Origin of the sequence: Mycobacterium sp., from assembly GCF_049280035.1 — a bacterium.
Lineage (GTDB): Bacteria > Actinomycetota > Actinomycetes > Mycobacteriales > Mycobacteriaceae > Mycobacterium.
The window spans coordinates 1-15,169 of sequence record NZ_JBAPPI010000720.1; the positions used below are offsets into that span (position 1 = coordinate 1).

Annotated in this window: 16 protein-coding genes; 7 read left to right on the top strand and 9 right to left on the bottom strand. The window is 64.6% G+C overall.

The genetic code is table 11. From position 1 onward, the window contains the following. Window positions 1-220 precede the first annotated feature (220 nt). From WAN71_RS23175 to WAN71_RS23195, 5 genes are read left to right on the top strand one after another with little or no spacing between them, the layout of a single operon-like run. A complete protein-coding gene (locus WAN71_RS23175) occupies window positions 221-1,837 on the top strand; it encodes an SMP-30/gluconolactonase/LRE family protein (protein ID WP_422227572.1) in 1,617 nt (538 codons plus the stop codon). After that, window positions 1,830-2,570, top strand: coding sequence for a GntR family transcriptional regulator (locus tag WAN71_RS23180; protein ID WP_422227573.1), 741 nt, complete (start codon window positions 1,830-1,832; stop codon window positions 2,568-2,570). Before WAN71_RS23175 ends, WAN71_RS23180 begins: the two co-directional genes overlap by 8 nt. A gap of 42 nt (window positions 2,571-2,612) precedes the next feature. Further along, the gene (locus WAN71_RS23185; RefSeq protein ID WP_422227574.1) at window positions 2,613-4,208 is read left to right on the top strand and encodes an AMP-binding protein; all 1,596 of its coding nucleotides are present in this window, start codon (window positions 2,613-2,615) and stop codon (window positions 4,206-4,208) included. Further along, the gene (locus WAN71_RS23190) at window positions 4,201-4,983 is read left to right on the top strand and encodes an SDR family NAD(P)-dependent oxidoreductase (RefSeq protein ID WP_422227575.1); all 783 of its coding nucleotides are present in this window, start codon (window positions 4,201-4,203) and stop codon (window positions 4,981-4,983) included. The genes WAN71_RS23185 and WAN71_RS23190 overlap by 8 nt, the downstream gene beginning before the upstream one ends. Further along, a complete protein-coding gene (locus tag WAN71_RS23195) occupies window positions 4,968-6,446 on the top strand; it encodes an AMP-binding protein (RefSeq protein WP_422227576.1) in 1,479 nt (492 codons plus the stop codon). Before WAN71_RS23190 ends, WAN71_RS23195 begins: the two co-directional genes overlap by 16 nt. Window positions 6,447-6,464: 18 nt before the next feature. Here the strand turns inward: WAN71_RS23195 and WAN71_RS23200 are convergent, their stop codons facing one another. The 4 genes from WAN71_RS23200 to WAN71_RS23215 form a co-directional block, all read right to left on the bottom strand. Beyond that, entirely contained in the window at window positions 6,465-6,662 is a 198-nt protein-coding gene (locus WAN71_RS23200) for a hypothetical protein (RefSeq protein WP_422227577.1), read from the bottom strand. Between the two features lie 77 nt (window positions 6,663-6,739). Next, entirely contained in the window at window positions 6,740-7,834 is a 1,095-nt protein-coding gene (locus WAN71_RS23205) for an NADH:flavin oxidoreductase (protein ID WP_422227578.1), read from the bottom strand. 139 nt (window positions 7,835-7,973) lie between these two features. Continuing rightward, complete coding sequence (locus WAN71_RS23210; RefSeq protein WP_422227579.1) at window positions 7,974-8,444, bottom strand: SRPBCC family protein; 471 nt, start codon at window positions 8,442-8,444, stop codon at window positions 7,974-7,976. Window positions 8,445-8,455: 11 nt separating this feature from the next. Then, window positions 8,456-9,187 (bottom strand): enoyl-CoA hydratase/isomerase family protein, encoded by a 732-nt coding sequence (locus tag WAN71_RS23215; protein ID WP_422227580.1) that lies wholly within the window; start codon window positions 9,185-9,187, stop codon window positions 8,456-8,458. A 179-nt stretch (window positions 9,188-9,366) separates the two neighbouring features. Here WAN71_RS23215 and WAN71_RS23220 point away from each other — a divergent pair, with 179 nt between their 5' ends. Further along, entirely contained in the window at window positions 9,367-9,741 is a 375-nt protein-coding gene (locus WAN71_RS23220; protein WP_422227581.1) for a VOC family protein, read from the top strand. A gap of 110 nt (window positions 9,742-9,851) precedes the next feature. Here the strand turns inward: WAN71_RS23220 and WAN71_RS23225 are convergent, their stop codons facing one another. Together WAN71_RS23225 and WAN71_RS23230 are read right to left on the bottom strand one after the other, a co-directional pair. Next, the gene (locus WAN71_RS23225) at window positions 9,852-11,543 is read right to left on the bottom strand and encodes an AMP-binding protein (RefSeq protein WP_422227582.1); all 1,692 of its coding nucleotides are present in this window, start codon (window positions 11,541-11,543) and stop codon (window positions 9,852-9,854) included. A 3-nt stretch (window positions 11,544-11,546) separates the two neighbouring features. Next, window positions 11,547-13,235, bottom strand: coding sequence for an AMP-binding protein (locus tag WAN71_RS23230; protein ID WP_422227583.1), 1,689 nt, complete (start codon window positions 13,233-13,235; stop codon window positions 11,547-11,549). 71 nt (window positions 13,236-13,306) lie between these two features. On the opposite strand from WAN71_RS23230, the gene WAN71_RS23235 reads away from it, so the two are divergent. After that, on the top strand, window positions 13,307-13,669 hold the full coding sequence (locus WAN71_RS23235) for a nuclear transport factor 2 family protein (protein WP_422227584.1): 363 nt from the start codon (window positions 13,307-13,309) through the stop codon (window positions 13,667-13,669). Window positions 13,670-13,685: 16 nt separating this feature from the next. Here WAN71_RS23235 and WAN71_RS23240 read toward each other — a convergent pair whose 3' ends face one another. The 3 genes from WAN71_RS23240 to WAN71_RS23250 are packed head-to-tail and all read right to left on the bottom strand — an operon-like array spanning window position 13,686 to window position 15,069. Then, a complete protein-coding gene (locus WAN71_RS23240; RefSeq protein WP_422227585.1) occupies window positions 13,686-14,507 on the bottom strand; it encodes an SDR family NAD(P)-dependent oxidoreductase in 822 nt (273 codons plus the stop codon). Further along, window positions 14,504-14,926 (bottom strand): nuclear transport factor 2 family protein, encoded by a 423-nt coding sequence (locus WAN71_RS23245; RefSeq protein WP_422227586.1) that lies wholly within the window; start codon window positions 14,924-14,926, stop codon window positions 14,504-14,506. The genes WAN71_RS23240 and WAN71_RS23245 overlap by 4 nt, the downstream gene beginning before the upstream one ends. Next, window positions 14,923-15,069, bottom strand: a complete 147-nt coding sequence (locus tag WAN71_RS23250; protein WP_422227587.1) for a hypothetical protein — start codon at window positions 15,067-15,069, stop codon at window positions 14,923-14,925. Before WAN71_RS23250 ends, WAN71_RS23245 begins: the two co-directional genes overlap by 4 nt. Between the last annotated feature and the right edge of the window lie 100 nt (window positions 15,070-15,169).

Here is a 15,169-nt window from a genome sequence, read left to right on the forward strand (position 1 = left end):
GCCACCCGCGGCGCCGGCCACCACCACCACGCGGTGGTCAAGACTGAGCAGGTTATCGGGCACTATAGCTTTTGTCCGGACAACATAGGCAGATGTGCATAATTGAGAATATGATTCTCTGCAAATGGACAGGCGTCAAGGGGTGCTGCTAAGGCCATCGCGAACTATTGTCTGGACCAGACTCGGTTTGCTAACGTCACCCGGCCGGAGGTCATGATCGATGTTGCTACAAGAAGGGCGCTCCGGTGCAGGGATATCACCGAGCCTCGCCAAGGGATGGCGCCTGGAGCGGCTCACCCCGCCGAGCCGGCTCTTCGGCGCCAACGGCCTGCGAACAGGCCCCGACGGCCGGGTCTACATCGCGCAGGTGACCGGTAGCCAAATCAGCGCCCTCGACATCGAAACCGGTCGGTTGGAAACCATCAGCCCCAAGGGCGGCGACATCATCGCGCCCGACGACGTGGCTTTCGACCGGCACGGCAACCTCTACGCCACCGAGGTCATGGACGGTCGGGTTAGTGCGCGCGGCACGGACGGCCGCACCCGGGTGCTGCGTGACGATGTCCCGTCCGCCAACGGGATCACCGTCCACCAGGGCCGGCTCTTTATCAGCGAATGTCGGGAAGGCGGGCGCCTGCTCGAGCTTGACTTGGCCGGTGGCCCGCCGCGGGTGCTGCTGGAGAATGTTCCCTCCCCCAACGCGATGGAGGTCGGCCCGGACGGGCTGCTGTACTTCCCGGTGATGGGCGCCAATGAAATCTGGCGGATCGACCTGGACGGCGGTGCGCTCGAAACAGTCGCCACCGGCCTCGGTGTGCCCGATTCGGTGAAGTTCGACTCGGCTGGCCGCATTGTCTCGACCCAGGTCCTCAGCGGCCAGGTGCTGCGCATCGATCCGCGCACCGGCGAGCAGATGGTGCTGGCCGATGTCAACCCCGGCCTGGACAACTCGACCTTCGTGGGGGATCGGCTGTTCGTGTCGAATTTCACCGGCGAGATCACCGAAATCCTGGACGGCGGAAGGACTTCGACCGTGTTGCCGGGCGGGCTGAACTGGCCGCTGGATCTGGCCGTCGGCGCCGACGGTAACCTCTACATCGCCGACGGAACCTATTTCTACGTTCTGTTGCCTAATCGCACACTGCAGACCGTGGGGATGCTGTTCACCCCGGGTTACCCGGGTTTCCTGCGCGGCCTGGCTCCGGCGGGACCTGGCGAGTTCGTCGTCACCACCTCGGGTGGTCAAGTGTCGCGCTACCGGCCGGCCAGCTGCGAAACCGAAGTGCTGGCAGACGGATTCGATCAGCTCTACGGGGTGGCACTGGCCGACAACGGTGCCGTCGTGGCCGCCGAACTCGGGACCGGACGGGTGTTGTCGATCCGGGCCGGGCGGGCCGACGTGATCGCTTCGGGCCTGCATGATCCGATCGGGCTGGCGATCGCGCCCGACGGCACTTGCCTGATCTCCGAAGCAGGCGCCGGGCGAGTGGTCAGGCTCACCGGATCCGGCGTCCAAACCGTGGTGGACGACTTGCAACGGCCGCAAGGCATTCTGCTGCGCGGCCGCCAGTTGTACGTGGTCGACGCCGAGGCCAAGGCGTTAGTCGTCGTTGACCTGGCCGACGCAACCCGGCGCACGATCGCCTCCGGCTTGCCGCTCGGCGCCCCGCCCGGCGTATCGCCCAAGCCGCTGAAGGGGATGCCGCCGTTCTCCGGGCCGCAGGGACCCTTCGCCGGCATCGCTGCCGGGCCCGACGGCACGCTCTACGTTTCGGCCGACGCGGAGGGCAGCGTGCTTGCAGTTCGGCCGGACCGTAGAGAAGGTAGTGATGGCTGAAGACCGACCCACCGACCACCGCTACCTTCAGGTCGCGCGAGCGCTGCGGAAAGAGATCGTCGACGGAGTGTACCCGGTGGGATCGCAGCTTCCCACCGAACACCAACTGTGCGAGCGGTTTTCGGTCAGCCGCTATACCGTCCGGGAGGCGTTGCGGCGACTCCGTGACGACAACCTCGTCGCGTCGCGGCCGCGGGCCGGCACACTCGTGGTTCCGCGGCCCTCGTCGGACTCCTACGTTCAAGACGTCGTCTCGATCAACGATCTGCTGGCCTTTGCGACCGGCGCGCAATTCGCGATCGAATCCACCGGGATGATCCGCATCGACGACGAGCTGGCCGGCCGAACCGGGCTTAGCACCGGCGAAGAATGGTTGGCCGTCCGCGGTTTCCGGCAGATCGAGGGTGCGAAGTTCCCGGTGTGCCGAACCGAGTACTACATCAACCGGGCATTCGCGGGTGTGGGCCGACTGTTGCAGCGTCATACCGGCCCGATATTCCCGCTGATCGAAGACCTCTTCGGGTTGAGCATCGTCGAGGTGCGTCAGGAGATCGCCGCTGTGCTGATCTCGCCGGTACTCGCCGCGGAGCTCAGCGTCGAGCCCGGGAGCCCGGCACTCGAAGTGCACCGCACCTACGCCACCTCCGATGGCGAGGTCGCCCAGGTGACGATCAATACGCATCCCGCCGCGCGTTTCCGTCACTCGATGACGATGCGACGGGTCCGCGGCTAATCTCAAGGCGTAGATCGGCGTAAATCGGCTTAAAAATTGGCAATGTCAAGCAAGGTGACCGGAAAACTGATCGGTGGACGACGGGTCCGCTGGGACGACGAGCGGACCGCCGACGCCTATGCACGCGGGTGGTGGGTGCGTGGCACCCTAGCTGACTCGCTGATCGAGGCCGCGCAGCGCACACCGCAGCGAATTGTGCTGATCGACGGTGCGTACCAAATCGACTGCCGAAGCCTCTACAAACAGGCCGCGGCCCTCGCACAGTCGCTGGTGGCCCGCATGCCACCCGGCAGCGTGGTGTCGATGATGCTGCCGAATTGGCATGAGGCCGCGATCATTTACCTGGCCGCGACGATGGCCGGAATGGTAGTGAACCCGATCTTGCCGTCGCTGCGGGATCGCGAGCTGCTCTTCATCCTCAAAGACGCGGACACCCGGATGATTTTCGTACCATCGCATTTCGGCCCGCACGACTACGCGGAGATGTTGGATCGGGTGGTCAGCAAAATGGATTCGCCGCCCGAGGTTATCGTGGTCCGCGGCGGCACGTCGCTGCCTGCGACGAACTCGTCGACGGTGGAGCTGCCGACGCTGGATCCCGATGCGGTGCGGATGATCCTTTACACATCGGGAACCACCGGCCGCCCGAAAGGGGTTCTGCACAGCCATAACTCGATGCACGCGCTGATCTGCCAGATCCGCGACTATTGGCAGGTGCGACCCGGTGATCGGTTTCTGGTGCCGTCGCCGATCGCGCATATCGGCGGCTCCATCTACGCGTTTGAATGTCCACTGCTGCTGGGCACGTCCGCGGTCCTGATGGAACGCTGGAACGCCGACGACGCGGTCGATCTCATCGGGGCGAAACGCTGCACTCATATCGCCGGAGCGACACCTTTTCTGGAGCAGATGCTCACTGCTGCCGAACGCGCCGGTACCCGACTGCCGGAGTTGAAGCTGTTCATTTGCGGCGGCGCGTCGGTGTCACCATCGTTGATCCGCAGAGCAGCAGAGTATTTCGAGCGCGCCGTGGTCACTCGGGTGTACGGCTCGACCGAAGTTCCGGTGACGACCGTCGGCGCCCCGCTCGAGCCCGACCATGCCGCAGACACCGATGGACGGGCCGGATTGGCGCAGATCACACTCGGCGACGGCGCCGGCGCCGGCGGCGAGATTCATGCGCGCGGTCCACAGATGCTGGTGGGGTACTTGCACGCCGACGATGAAGTCGAATCGTTCGACGACGACGGATATTTCCGCACCGGCGATCTCGCCCGCTGGGTCGATGACGACTACCTTGTCGTCACGGGACGGGTCAAGGACGTCATCATCCGAAATGGCGAGAACATCGCGCCCAAAGAAATCGAGGACATCCTCATCGACCATCCGGGTATCGCGGAGATCGCCGTCGTCGGTCTGCCGGATACCCGCACCGGGGAGCGTGCGTGTGCCGTGATCGTGCCCACGGATCAGCCGCGGCCCGATGTCGCGAGCCTGCGCAGTTTCCTGCAGGAACAAGGGGTCGCCACATTCAAATCACCTGAGCAAGTGGTTATCTGGGAGCGGCTCCCGCGAAACGACGCCGGCAAGGTGCTCAAGCACCAGATCCAGGCGGCCCTGACGAAGACGGATGGATGACATGCAGATAGCGATCGTAACCGGCGCAACGGGCGGTATCGGCTTCGGATGCGCGACCAAGCTTTCCGAACTGGGAATGGCAGTGCTGGCCACCGGTCGCAACGAACAGCGACTGGCCGAGTTAGCCAACGCCATCGGCGCTTCCGACCGTGTCGCAACCGTTGCGGTGGACCTAACCGACGACGACGCACCCACCCGCATCGTCGAAACCGCTGTCGAACGTTGGGGTCACATCGATTTCCTGATCAACAACGCCGGGGTGGGAAATCCCACGCCGCTGCACGGAACCGATGACGAGACACTGGATTACTTCCTCAATGTAATGTTGCGCGCGCCGTTCCGGCTGGCGCGTGACGTGTTGCCACACATGCAGCCCGGCTCGGCCATCATCAACATCACATCGACGTTCGCCGTCGTCGGTGGTCTTCGCGGCGGCCCATACTCCGCCGCCAAAGGCGGTCTGACCGCGCTGACCACCCATATCGCCTGCCAGTACGGGTCGCACGGAATACGCTGCAATGCAGTGGCTCCCGGGGTGATCCAGACGACGATGACCGAAGAGCGTCTCCAGGACCCGCGATTTCGTCGGATCAACACCGAGATGACGCCGCACCAGCGGTTGGGCACGGTCGATGACGTGGCGAGCACCGTCGCGTTCTTGTGCTCGCCCGGCGGCAGTTTCATCAATGGGCAAACCATCGTGGTCGATGGCGGATGGAGCTCCACCAAGTACCTGTCGAAGTTTGCGCTGACATCGGAGTGGACAGCTCGGTGAACCTGTTCGCGCTGCTCGAGCAGACGGCGCAGCGCTTTCCTGATCGCGGGGCGGTCTATCACGGCGAGCGGATCTGCTGTACTTGGCGGGAGCTGCGGGACCGTGCGCTGCGCCTGGCAGGCTCGATCCGGCAGCACAGTACGGCGGGGGCGCGGATCGCGATCATCAGTGAAAATCGCCCGGAGATCGTTGAACTGCTGTTCGGGATTTGGGCGGCCGAGCGTGTCGTGGTACCGATCAACTACAAGCTGCATCCCCGCGAGATCGCGCAAATCCTGGCAGATGCCGATGTCTCGCAAGTCTTCGCCTCGGCGACGATCGCTGACCAGCTGGGGCCAAGCGACTTTTCGGTGGAAAGCGTTGAGGCAGAAGCATACTCACATCGGCTGACCGCTGCACCCGCGGCGGTGCCGTACACCGATCCCTCGACTTTGGCCTGGCTGTTCTACACCAGCGGGACCACGGGCCGGTCAAAAGGCGCCATGCTCACCCACCGCAACCTGATGGCGATGACGATCGCCCACCTCGCCGACATCGACGCGCCCGACGAAGGGTGCAGTCTGGTGCACGCCGCGCCGATGTCGCATGGTTCTGGCCTCTACATCCCGGCCTACGTGCTACGCGGCGCTCGCCAGGTGGTGCCCCTGCGCGGCGGATTCGATCCGGGTGAGTTCCTCGATCTGTGCGAGCGCCATCCCGGCTGCAGCGCCTTCCTCGCACCGACGATGGTGCAGCGAGTCATTCAAACAGGCCGCGCCTGCCCGAGCCAGCTGCGAACCATCGTCTACGGCGGCGGCCCGATGTATGTGGAGAGCATCAAGAAAGCGCTGGCGGCCTTCGGACCGATCTTCGCCCAGATTTACGGCCAAGGCGAGTCGCCGATGACCATCACCGGCTTGCGCCGCACCGACCACGACGCTACCGACGACGCGATCCTGGGTTCGGTCGGCTATCCGCGGTCAGGCATGGAGGTCGCGGTGCTGCGGGCCGACGATTCACCGGCCGGCGTCGGTGAGATCGGTGAGATCGTCTGCCACGGTGACGTTGTGATGGGCGGCTACTGGCACAATCCTGCGGCTACCGATGCGACACTGCGCAACGGCTGGCTACGCACCGGCGATATGGGTTCCTTCGATGCGCGCGGCTACCTGACGCTGCACGACCGCTCCAAAGACGTCGTAATCAGCCGCGGCACCAACATTTATCCCCGAGAGGTGGAAGAGGCGCTGCTCGAGCATCCGGGTGTGTCGGAAGCGTGTGTGGTCGGGGTACCGGACGCCGAGTGGGGTGAGGTTGTGGTCGCGTTCATCGTCGGCGCGGCCGAACCCGACGACCTCGACGCGCACCTGCTGGAGCGCATCGCCCGCTTCAAACGCCCGAAGCGCTACCTAACCGTGGACCGGCTACCGAAGAACAGCTACGGCAAGGTGCTCAGGCGAGAATTGCGACGACAACTGATCTGATCCGGCCGGCGCTGACGCTCACGCTTCGTACGTGACGTGGTACCAGTGGCGGACCGGCTTATGCTTGTCAGCTCGGCCGGTGTCCGTGGCGCTCACCACGTTGACGTCGGTCACGTCGGGATTGTGGGCCTCAATGTAGCGCTCCAACTCCCGTAAAAGCGCGTGATGCGGCTGAGCTGGGTTGGCGAGCGCCTTCGTCGTCTGTGTTTGTGGCACACGCCCAATTATGCCGACGGCGATCCGGCCGGTGTTACTGAGCCGCATCCTGCTGCTGCGCAGTACACATGATGTCGTCAAGCAAGCGCGGACAGCGCCACCTGCGGGTCGTATCCGTTGAACTCGTCCAGCACGCCGTCGCGCAGGCGATTCACCCATGCCGGGTCGGCGAGCAGCGCGCGTCCGATGGCCACGACGTCGAACTCACCGGCGTCGAACTGCTCGACCAGGCGGTCAACGGGTGCGGGCCGGATCACCTGGCCCTGCTTCTCGCTGCGGAACTGCGTTTCCAGCCCGACGGAACCAACCGCGATGACCGGCAGCCCAGTGACCTTCTTAGTCCATCCGGCCAGGCTCAACTCGCGGTCGTAGTCAGGGAATCCGGGCACGTAGTGCCTGCGCGCCGAGGGATGGAACACGTCGACTCCAGCATCGGCCAACGGCGCGAGCAGTTCCTGCAGCTGCGTCGGGTCGTCGGCGATTGACGCCGTATAGTCGGTGCCCTTCCACTGCGAAAAGCGGAAGATGATCGGATAGTCCGGACCGACTGCGGCACGCACCGCAGCAATCACCTCGGCCGGGAAGCGAGTCCGTGCAACCAGGGAACCGCCGTAGCCGTCGGTGCGCAGATTCGTTCGCTCCCAGAGGAATTGGTCCAGCAGGTAGCCATGAGCACCGTGGATCTCGACGGCGTCGAAGCCGACGTCTCGCGCGTTGGCGGCACTTCGCGCGAAAAGCTCCGCGATGCCGTGCAGTTCATCAGCTTCCAGCTCCCGGCCCCTCGGATTTCCGAGCCCGTCCACGCCCGACGGGCCGACCGGCACCACGCCGTCGGCATCGTCACGTTGCACGCCCTGGTGCCACAGCTGCGCGGCGATCGTGGCACCCTCCCCGTGGACGGCGTCGACGACGCGAGTCCACCCAGCGAGCACCTCGTTTCCCGCGAGCGTAGGAATGGCGAACGGGTGACCCGCGGCGGGCTCGGGCAGCCGGATTCCTTCGGTGATGATCAGTCCGACGCCGCCCGCGGCGCGCCGTCGGTAGTACTCGGCGACATCGCCGCCGGGGATTCCACCGGGTGACGCCTGGCGGGTCATCGGCGCCATCGCGAACCGGTTCCGCACGGTCAGCGAGCGGACGGTCAGCGGTTGAAAGAGCTCATCGATTGCCACGAATCGCTCAAACGCGCGGCCCGTCGCGCCTATTCCGCTCGGCTCACCGAGATCACATATCTGGCTCCCACCGCCGGAATGGAAGAAGGCGGCAGCCCGACCACACACGTGTCCACCGCCAGGCGCGATGAGCCTCGTGTCACGGAGCTAGTAGTGACTGAAAGTGGCTGCGGATGCCCGACAGCATCGCGATGTGTGCGTTGACCGCTTCACGCTGGGTCATCGCGGCCAGCGGGCGGGGTGCCGCGATCCGTAGCCGCTCGGTAAGACGGGTGCCCGAGTCGATCGGCTCGAATGTCACGGTGCCGTTCAGCCGCACCCGGGGGAACTGACGGGCCTCGGTGATCACATCTCCGCGCACCGGGACCTCGACGCGGGCCCGGTAGCTCACCCGCAGCGCGAACGCCCCCACCGGGATGCGGTCGCGCACTCGATAGGTCTGCACGTAACCGTCCGCAGTGTCGTCGCGCGAGATGGTTTGCACCGCAACAACCAGCGGGTGCACAACTTTGATGTTGTCCAGGTCCACGTAGAAGTCGCGCACCTTGTCAGGCGCCGCCGGTATGTCTTCGGTCAGCGTGTGCGCGCCGTGGGTGATCCAAAAGCTCACAGTCGGTTAACCTAGCGGTTGCGGGCCAGCGCTTCGACAAACGCGGCGATCCGGCTGCGTGTTTCCTCTGTCATCCAACTGGCCCGAACCGTCTCATCCACCTGCACGCCCGCATCGATCACGGTGCGGACCGGCCGGTGCAGCTGTCGCTTGGTGGCCGCATACGCAGCCGGGGAGTACTGACCGACTTCGCGCGCGATCGCAATCGCCTGTTGTATCAGGTCGTCATTCGGGATGACCGAGTCGATCCATCCGTTGGCCAGCGCGGTGTCCGCGTCAATCGTCTTGGCCTGCAGCGCTGCCCGGGTCACAGATGGCCCCATCGTAAAGCGGCATATCTCGAGGGCGGCGACCGGGAAGTGCACACCGACGGCAAGCTCGGTGAGCCCGATCGTCCCGGCTGACATGAGTCGTACGTCGGCGCACATGGCGAACACGCACCCGCCGGCAATGGCGTGCCCATTGATCGCGGCGATCACCGGTGCGGGGTGGTCAAAGACCGCGAGAAAGGCCTCGGAGAGCGCGGTTACGAAACGCTCGGCATACTCAGCGCCACCGTCGACAAGCGCGCGCAGGTCGACGCCGGCCGAGAAACACCGGCCCGCGCCGGTGATGACGACGGGCCCCTCGACGTTTCGCATCGAGGCGATGATGACCTCGAGCAGGTTCAGGTCGAGCGCATTCACCGGCGGATTGTCGAATCGGACTACCGTCACACCGTCGATTACGTCTTGACTTGTCACACATCCTCCGCTCTGGGGCCTAGCAGTAACTTACGACCGACGTGGTCGACGGCGCCGGCCGGCATCCCCGGACCAGCGTCTCGTTTGTATGGAACCGGGACCCAAGTGGCCGTGTCGGTGGCGCGTGCCAGACTCGCGAAGGCAGGTAATGAGGTTAGGGGACACGGAAGGCGGTCATTGTGGGAGATGTTCGGCTGGGTGCGGTATCGGTCGATTGCCCAAACCCCGCAGTGTTGGGCGATTTCTACAAGGACGTCTTGAGTCTGGAGGTGATGTTCTCCTCCGACGATTTCGTGGCCCTAAAAGGGGCGGGCGTCCTGCTGACGTTTCAACGCGTGGCCGACCATCAGCGTCCTAGTTGGCCAGACGGCCCGGTGCCCAAACAGCTGCACTTGGAATTAGCCGTCGCTGACCTCGACGCTCAGGAGACCCGGATCCTTGCATTGGGTGCCACGAAGGCCGAGATTCAGCCCAATCCGGATAACTGGCGGGTCCTGATCGACCCGGTGGGTCATCCGTTCTGCATCACCAACCTGATGCCCGACCCGACATAACCCAGACATCGCCGCGCCGTGGTCAGCGAGGTGGTGCCCAGCATCGGCATCGCCATGGCCGGGCCCAGGTATTTACCCGCCGCTATTTGCGCCAATCTCGGACAACTGGGTCAATCGGGATCGGCAGGGCGACGGTCTTTTGGCATTGCGGCGGTTGATATTCCACGTTTGTCGTGGTGCGCCAGGTCTTCGAGCCCGAACAACCGCGCGCTTTCCGCACGCATGTCGACCTTGCGGACCTTGCCGGTGATGGTCATCGGAAACTCGTCGACGACGTGCACGTAGCGCGGGATCTTGTAGTGCGCCACCTTTCCGGTGGCGAAGGCACGGACCGCGTCCGCGTCGAGCAGGGGTCGTCCCGGCTTTATCCGGATCCACGCACAGACCTCTTCGCCGTAATCAGCGTCCGGGACGCCGACGACCTGTGCTTCGTCGATGTCGGGATGGGTGGTGAGGAATTCTTCGATCTCGCGCGGGTAGACGTTCTCCCCGCCGCGGATGATCATGTCGTTGCGGCGCCCCACGATGTTGCAGTATCCGTCGTCCCGCATGATGGCAAGGTCCCCGCTGTGCATCCACCCGTCGGCATCGATCACCTCACGGGTTTTGGCGTCGTCACGCCAGTAGCCCAGCATCACCGAGTAGCCGCGGGTGCAGAACTCGCCGGGCCGGCCGCGCTGCACGACGTCGCCGGTCTCGGGGTCGACAATCTTGATCTCCACGTGCGGGTGCGCCCGCCCGATGGACGCGGTTCGGCGCTCCAGGTCGTCATCGATCAGCGTCTGACAGGAGACCGGCGACGTCTCGGTCATGCCATAGGCGATCGCCACCTCGGTCATATTCATCTCGGCGACACAACGTTTCATCACCTCGACCGGGCATACCGAGCCGGCCATGATGCCGGTACGCAGCGAAGACAGGTCGGTGTTGGCGAAGTCCGGATGGCCCAGCATGGCGACGAACATGGTCGGCACGCCGTATAGCCCCGTGCAGCGTTCGGTCTGGACCGCGGCCAGGGTGCGCCCGGCATCGAACCCCGACGACGGGATAACCATCGTGGCCCCATGGGTGGTGCAGCCCAGGTTGCCCAGCACCATTCCGAAGCAGTGGTAGAACGGCACCGGGATGCACAGCCGATCACCGGGCACCAGGTTGAGTAGCTCCGTGGCGAAGAACCCGTTGTTAAGGATATTGCGATGCGACAGCGTCGCGCCCTTCGGGAAACCCGTTGTTCCTGAAGTGTATTGGATATTGATGGGCTGGTGGTTGTCCAGGGCCTCCATCCGGGTTCGCAGCGCGTCCACCGACACCGGCTCAGCGCGGTCGCGCAGGTCGGTCCAGCCGTCGCTGTCGAGGAACACCACGTCGCGCAGCTCGACTGCGGTCGGACGCACCTCCTCGACCATCGGTCGACAGTCCGAAGTTTTGAATGCCGTCGCCGCGATAAGCGTACGAACGCCCGACTGGTCCAGTGCAAATCTGAGCTCGTGTGTGCGGCAGGCGGGGTTGATGTTGACCAGAATGGCGCCGATTTTCGCGGTCGCGTACTGCACGATGGTCCACTCGGCACAGTTCGGCGACCAGACGCCGACGCGCTCGCCCTGCTGCACGCCCAGCGACATCAAACCCCGTGCGATCAGATCAATCTCGGCGTTCAGTTCGGCGTAGGTCCACCGCCGGTCGTGGACTACGTCGACCAGCGCCTCAACGTCCGGGTTCGCTGCAACCGTCCGCTCGAAGTTCTCCCCGATCGTTTCCTCGAGGAGCGGTGGGCTGATCGGCCCCGCGTCATAGGATTTCACCGCTCAGCCCACCAGGTCTTCGTATCGGTACTCCGCCGCATTCAGCCTGCCGGCAACATGTGCGCTTTCCTCGCGGCGCCGCAGATCCACTCGGCGGATCTTGCCAGAGATCGTCTTCGGCAGTTCGTAAAACTCGACTCGCCGTACCCGCAAATGTGCCGTCACCCGGTCACGCACGAACTCCATGATCGCCCTTGCCGTCTCAGCGTTCGCCGGCCAGTGGGCGGCCAATGCAATGTAGGCCTTGGGAATCGCCAGCCGGGTGTCATCGGGCTGTGGCACGACGGCGGCTTCCACGATCGCCGGATGCTCGATGAGCACGCTTTCCAACTCGAATGGCGACACCTTGTAGCCCGAGGACTTGAACACGTCGTCGGTGCGGCCGATATAGGTGATCGTCCCGTCGGCGTCGCGTCGTGCGATGTCACCGGTGTGGTAGTAGCCGCCGGCCATTGCGGCGGCGTTGCGTTCGGGATCCTCGAGGTACCCGCTCATCAGGTTGACTGGCTTCGCGCTCAGGTCAAGGCAGATCTCACCCTCCTCACCGGGCGCACCGCTGACCGGATCGACGAGCACAATCGGCACACCGGGCAGCGGCTGGCCCATCGAACCGGGCTTGACCGGACGGCCCGGAAGGTTGCCGACCAACAGCGTGGTCTCGGTCTGCCCATAGCCGTCGCGGATGGTCAGCCCCCACGCTCGCTCGACCTGAGCGATGACGTCGGGATTGAGCGGCTCGCCGGCGGCCACGATCTCGCGCAGCGCCTCGGGCCTGGCACCCAGGTCGGCCTGAATCAGCATGCGCCACAACGTCGGTGGCGCGCAGAAGGTGGTCACCTCGCCGCGACGGAGGTGGCTCAGCAGCGCCGCGGCGTCCAATCGCCGGTAGTTGTACACCAAGATTGTCGCCTCGGCGATCCACGGTGCGAACAGGCAACTCCAGGCGTGCTTGGCCCACCCCGGCGAGCTGATCGCCAAGTGCACGTCACCCGGTCGCACCCCGATCCACGCCATCGTCGACAGATGCCCGACCGGGTAGCTGATCTGAGAGTGCGCCACCAGCTTGGGCTTGCTCGTTGTGCCGGAGGTGAAGTAGATCAGCATCGGATCGTCCACCGTGGTTCGCGCGGTGAACGGCCCCGCAGCAACGACATCGGCCGCTTCTGCGTAGCAATGCCACCCCGCGGTGTCGGCGCCCACCACGACGCGGCGGTAGTTGCCGCCGACGTCGTCGAACTTGGCGGTATCGACGGCGTTGGCGATCACGGCCCGCGCTTCGCCGCGGGTGATGCGGTCGGCGAGGTCTGATGATCCCAGAGCACCGGTCGCCGGCATCACCACCGCCCCGAGTTTGGCGACGGCAAGGGTGGACTCCCATAGCTCAATCTGGTTGCCCAGCATCAGGACGACGCGATCACCCTTGCCGACACCGAGTTGCTCCAACCACACCGCCACCCGGTCGGACCGCTCGGCCATCGTGGCGAAGCTGACACTCTGCTCACGGCCGTCTCCCTCGACGATCCGCAGCGCGGTGCGGTCGTTGCCGCGGGCAATGACGTCGAACCAGTCGGTGGCCCAGTTGAACGCGCCGACCAGACGCGGCCACTCGAATGTGCTCGCGAGCCTGTCGTCGTTGCCCATGGCGAAGACGTGGTCACGCGCCGCGCGGTAACGCTCGGTGTTGCTCGCCATGGGAGTTAGCATCCACCTCAACTTATGCCGATCAGGTACCGGTCGCGTGCGAGAAAGCGTATGAAGATTTCATGGCGATTGACGCCGGCGCCGTGGAGCGCTATCTGGCGTGCCTGGCCGTCAACGATTGGGACGGCCTGGCAGCCACCATCGCCGACGACGACCTGATCCGGGACGGCCCGTACTGCGACGTCGTCGAAGGCAAGCAGCCGTATCTGAAGTTCCTCCAGAGTGTGTTCGCCTCGCTGACGGGTTACCGGCTGGACGTGAAGCGGATCTCGCACACCTCTGATCGGCTGTGCTACGTCGAGCTGAGCGAGACCTTCGACATCGACGGCGTCCCCACCGAATACCCCGAATGCCTTGTGTTCGAGCAGAATCTGGACGGCTTGATCAACCGGGTCAGCGTGTTCATGAAGCAACTGGGCAACTGAAAGCGCCTGGGGGGCTTTATCCGCTGTCGCCGCCCATGACGGCGGCTTGGGCTTGGATCATGAAGTTCACCGCTTCGTTGCGGGTCACCGATGACAACATCTGTACCGCGGCGCGCATCATGTCGCCCACCATCAAAGTCGGCCCGTTGCTGAGGTTCTCGAATGCTTCGCTGATGACCTGGTCGACACCGGCGGCGTCCGGTGGCGTCTGGTCTTCGGAGCTGAGCACCCCGCGGCTGTGTTCGAGGCGGCGCAATGCGGGTGTGTCAGTCTTGCCGAGGATGAGCCCGAGCACGTCGACACCTTTGTCGTGCAGTTCGCTCCACAGCGCCTCGGCGAAGACCATGTCGAACGCCTTGGTGGCGCCGTAAACGACCATGTTCGGCCCACCGGCGAGTCCGGCACCCGAACCGAACAGCACAATGCCGCCGCTGCCCCGCTGCACCATTGCCGGGGCGAAGTGATGACACAGCTGCATTGGCACCATGCAGTTGCGGTGCACCATCGCTTCGGCGGTGGTTATCGGGTTGGCCAGGAAGGGCTCGAAGTTGGGATCGGCTCCTGCACAGTAGGCCAAGAAGCCGATATCGAGGTCGTCGGTGGCGGTAGCGACGACGGACGCCGCGTCGTGCTCAGCGAGATCGACTGCCAACGTGTGGGTTTCGACTCCAGTCCGGCCGGTGATCCCGGCGGCCACCTCGTCCAGCACGGCCTGGCGCCGCGCCACCAACACAACATTGAGCCCACGCTCGGCGAGCCCCTCGGCGAAGGCGGCACCGACACCATCGGATGCACCGGCCACCAGAGCCCACGGCCCGTACTTGGCTGCGAACGTCATGTCGGGTCACCAATGGCAGCCACCCGCACTTGGGTGAAGCGGCGGCGGGCGATCTGCCATCCCTGTTCGGTACGGACTAACTCGTCATCGTAGAAACCGGCCGCGTTCACGCCGGAATTGTTGTCGGCAAGCATGATCAGCGCATCGACATACGTGCGCGCCTGGGCCGAGTCGCCGTCGACGGTGATTACCTGATTGGTCAACCGGTGCATGGTGTGCCCGGCCAACGCGTGCGCCTGCTGCATGAACTCGGTCACCGCGTCGGCGCCCTTCCATGTGCCGACTTCGCCATAGTCCAGTTCGCAATCTTCGGTGAAGATGCTGCGGAACAACGTCCAGTCGCGCCGGTCGATGCCGGTCGCGTAGCGCAATAGGGCATCGGCTACATCTTCCCGGTCCTGGCGATCTCGTTCGATCACACGACGTCTCCGTTCGGGTGGACGACAATTCGCGGTGGGCCGTCGGAGGCTCGGGCCAACTCCACTGCGTCGGGCACCTCGTCGAGACTAATGATCGCCCCGACGCTCGGGAGCGGATCCAGTCGCCCGGAAGCCTGGTTCATCAACTTGCCCGGCTCCTGAGCGTCGGCCAATCGGCTGACTTGTTATATGGGCTAAATACTTGCTATGCTAACTAAGTAACTCTGATCTGAACTTTAGGAG

What these genes read in the sequence shown, in the direction of transcription:
- WAN71_RS23190 (WP_422227575.1), top strand. Translation starts at nt 4,201, where the DNA reads ATGGATGACATGCAGATAGCGATCGTAACCGGCGCAACGGGCGGTATC.
- WAN71_RS23180 (WP_422227573.1), top strand. Translation starts at nt 1,830, where the DNA reads ATGGCTGAAGACCGACCCACCGACCACCGCTACCTTCAGGTCGCGCGA.
- WAN71_RS23235 (WP_422227584.1), top strand. Translation starts at nt 13,307, where the DNA reads ATGGCGATTGACGCCGGCGCCGTGGAGCGCTATCTGGCGTGCCTGGCC.
- WAN71_RS23230 (WP_422227583.1), bottom strand. Translation starts at nt 13,235, where the DNA reads ATGGCGAGCAACACCGAGCGTTACCGCGCGGCGCGTGACCACGTCTTC.
- WAN71_RS23185 (WP_422227574.1), top strand. Translation starts at nt 2,613, where the DNA reads ATGTCAAGCAAGGTGACCGGAAAACTGATCGGTGGACGACGGGTCCGC.
- WAN71_RS23240 (WP_422227585.1), bottom strand. Translation starts at nt 14,507, where the DNA reads ATGACGTTCGCAGCCAAGTACGGGCCGTGGGCTCTGGTGGCCGGTGCA.
- WAN71_RS23175 (WP_422227572.1), top strand. Translation starts at nt 221, where the DNA reads ATGTTGCTACAAGAAGGGCGCTCCGGTGCAGGGATATCACCGAGCCTC.
- WAN71_RS23250 (WP_422227587.1), bottom strand. Translation starts at nt 15,069, where the DNA reads ATGAACCAGGCTTCCGGGCGACTGGATCCGCTCCCGAGCGTCGGGGCG.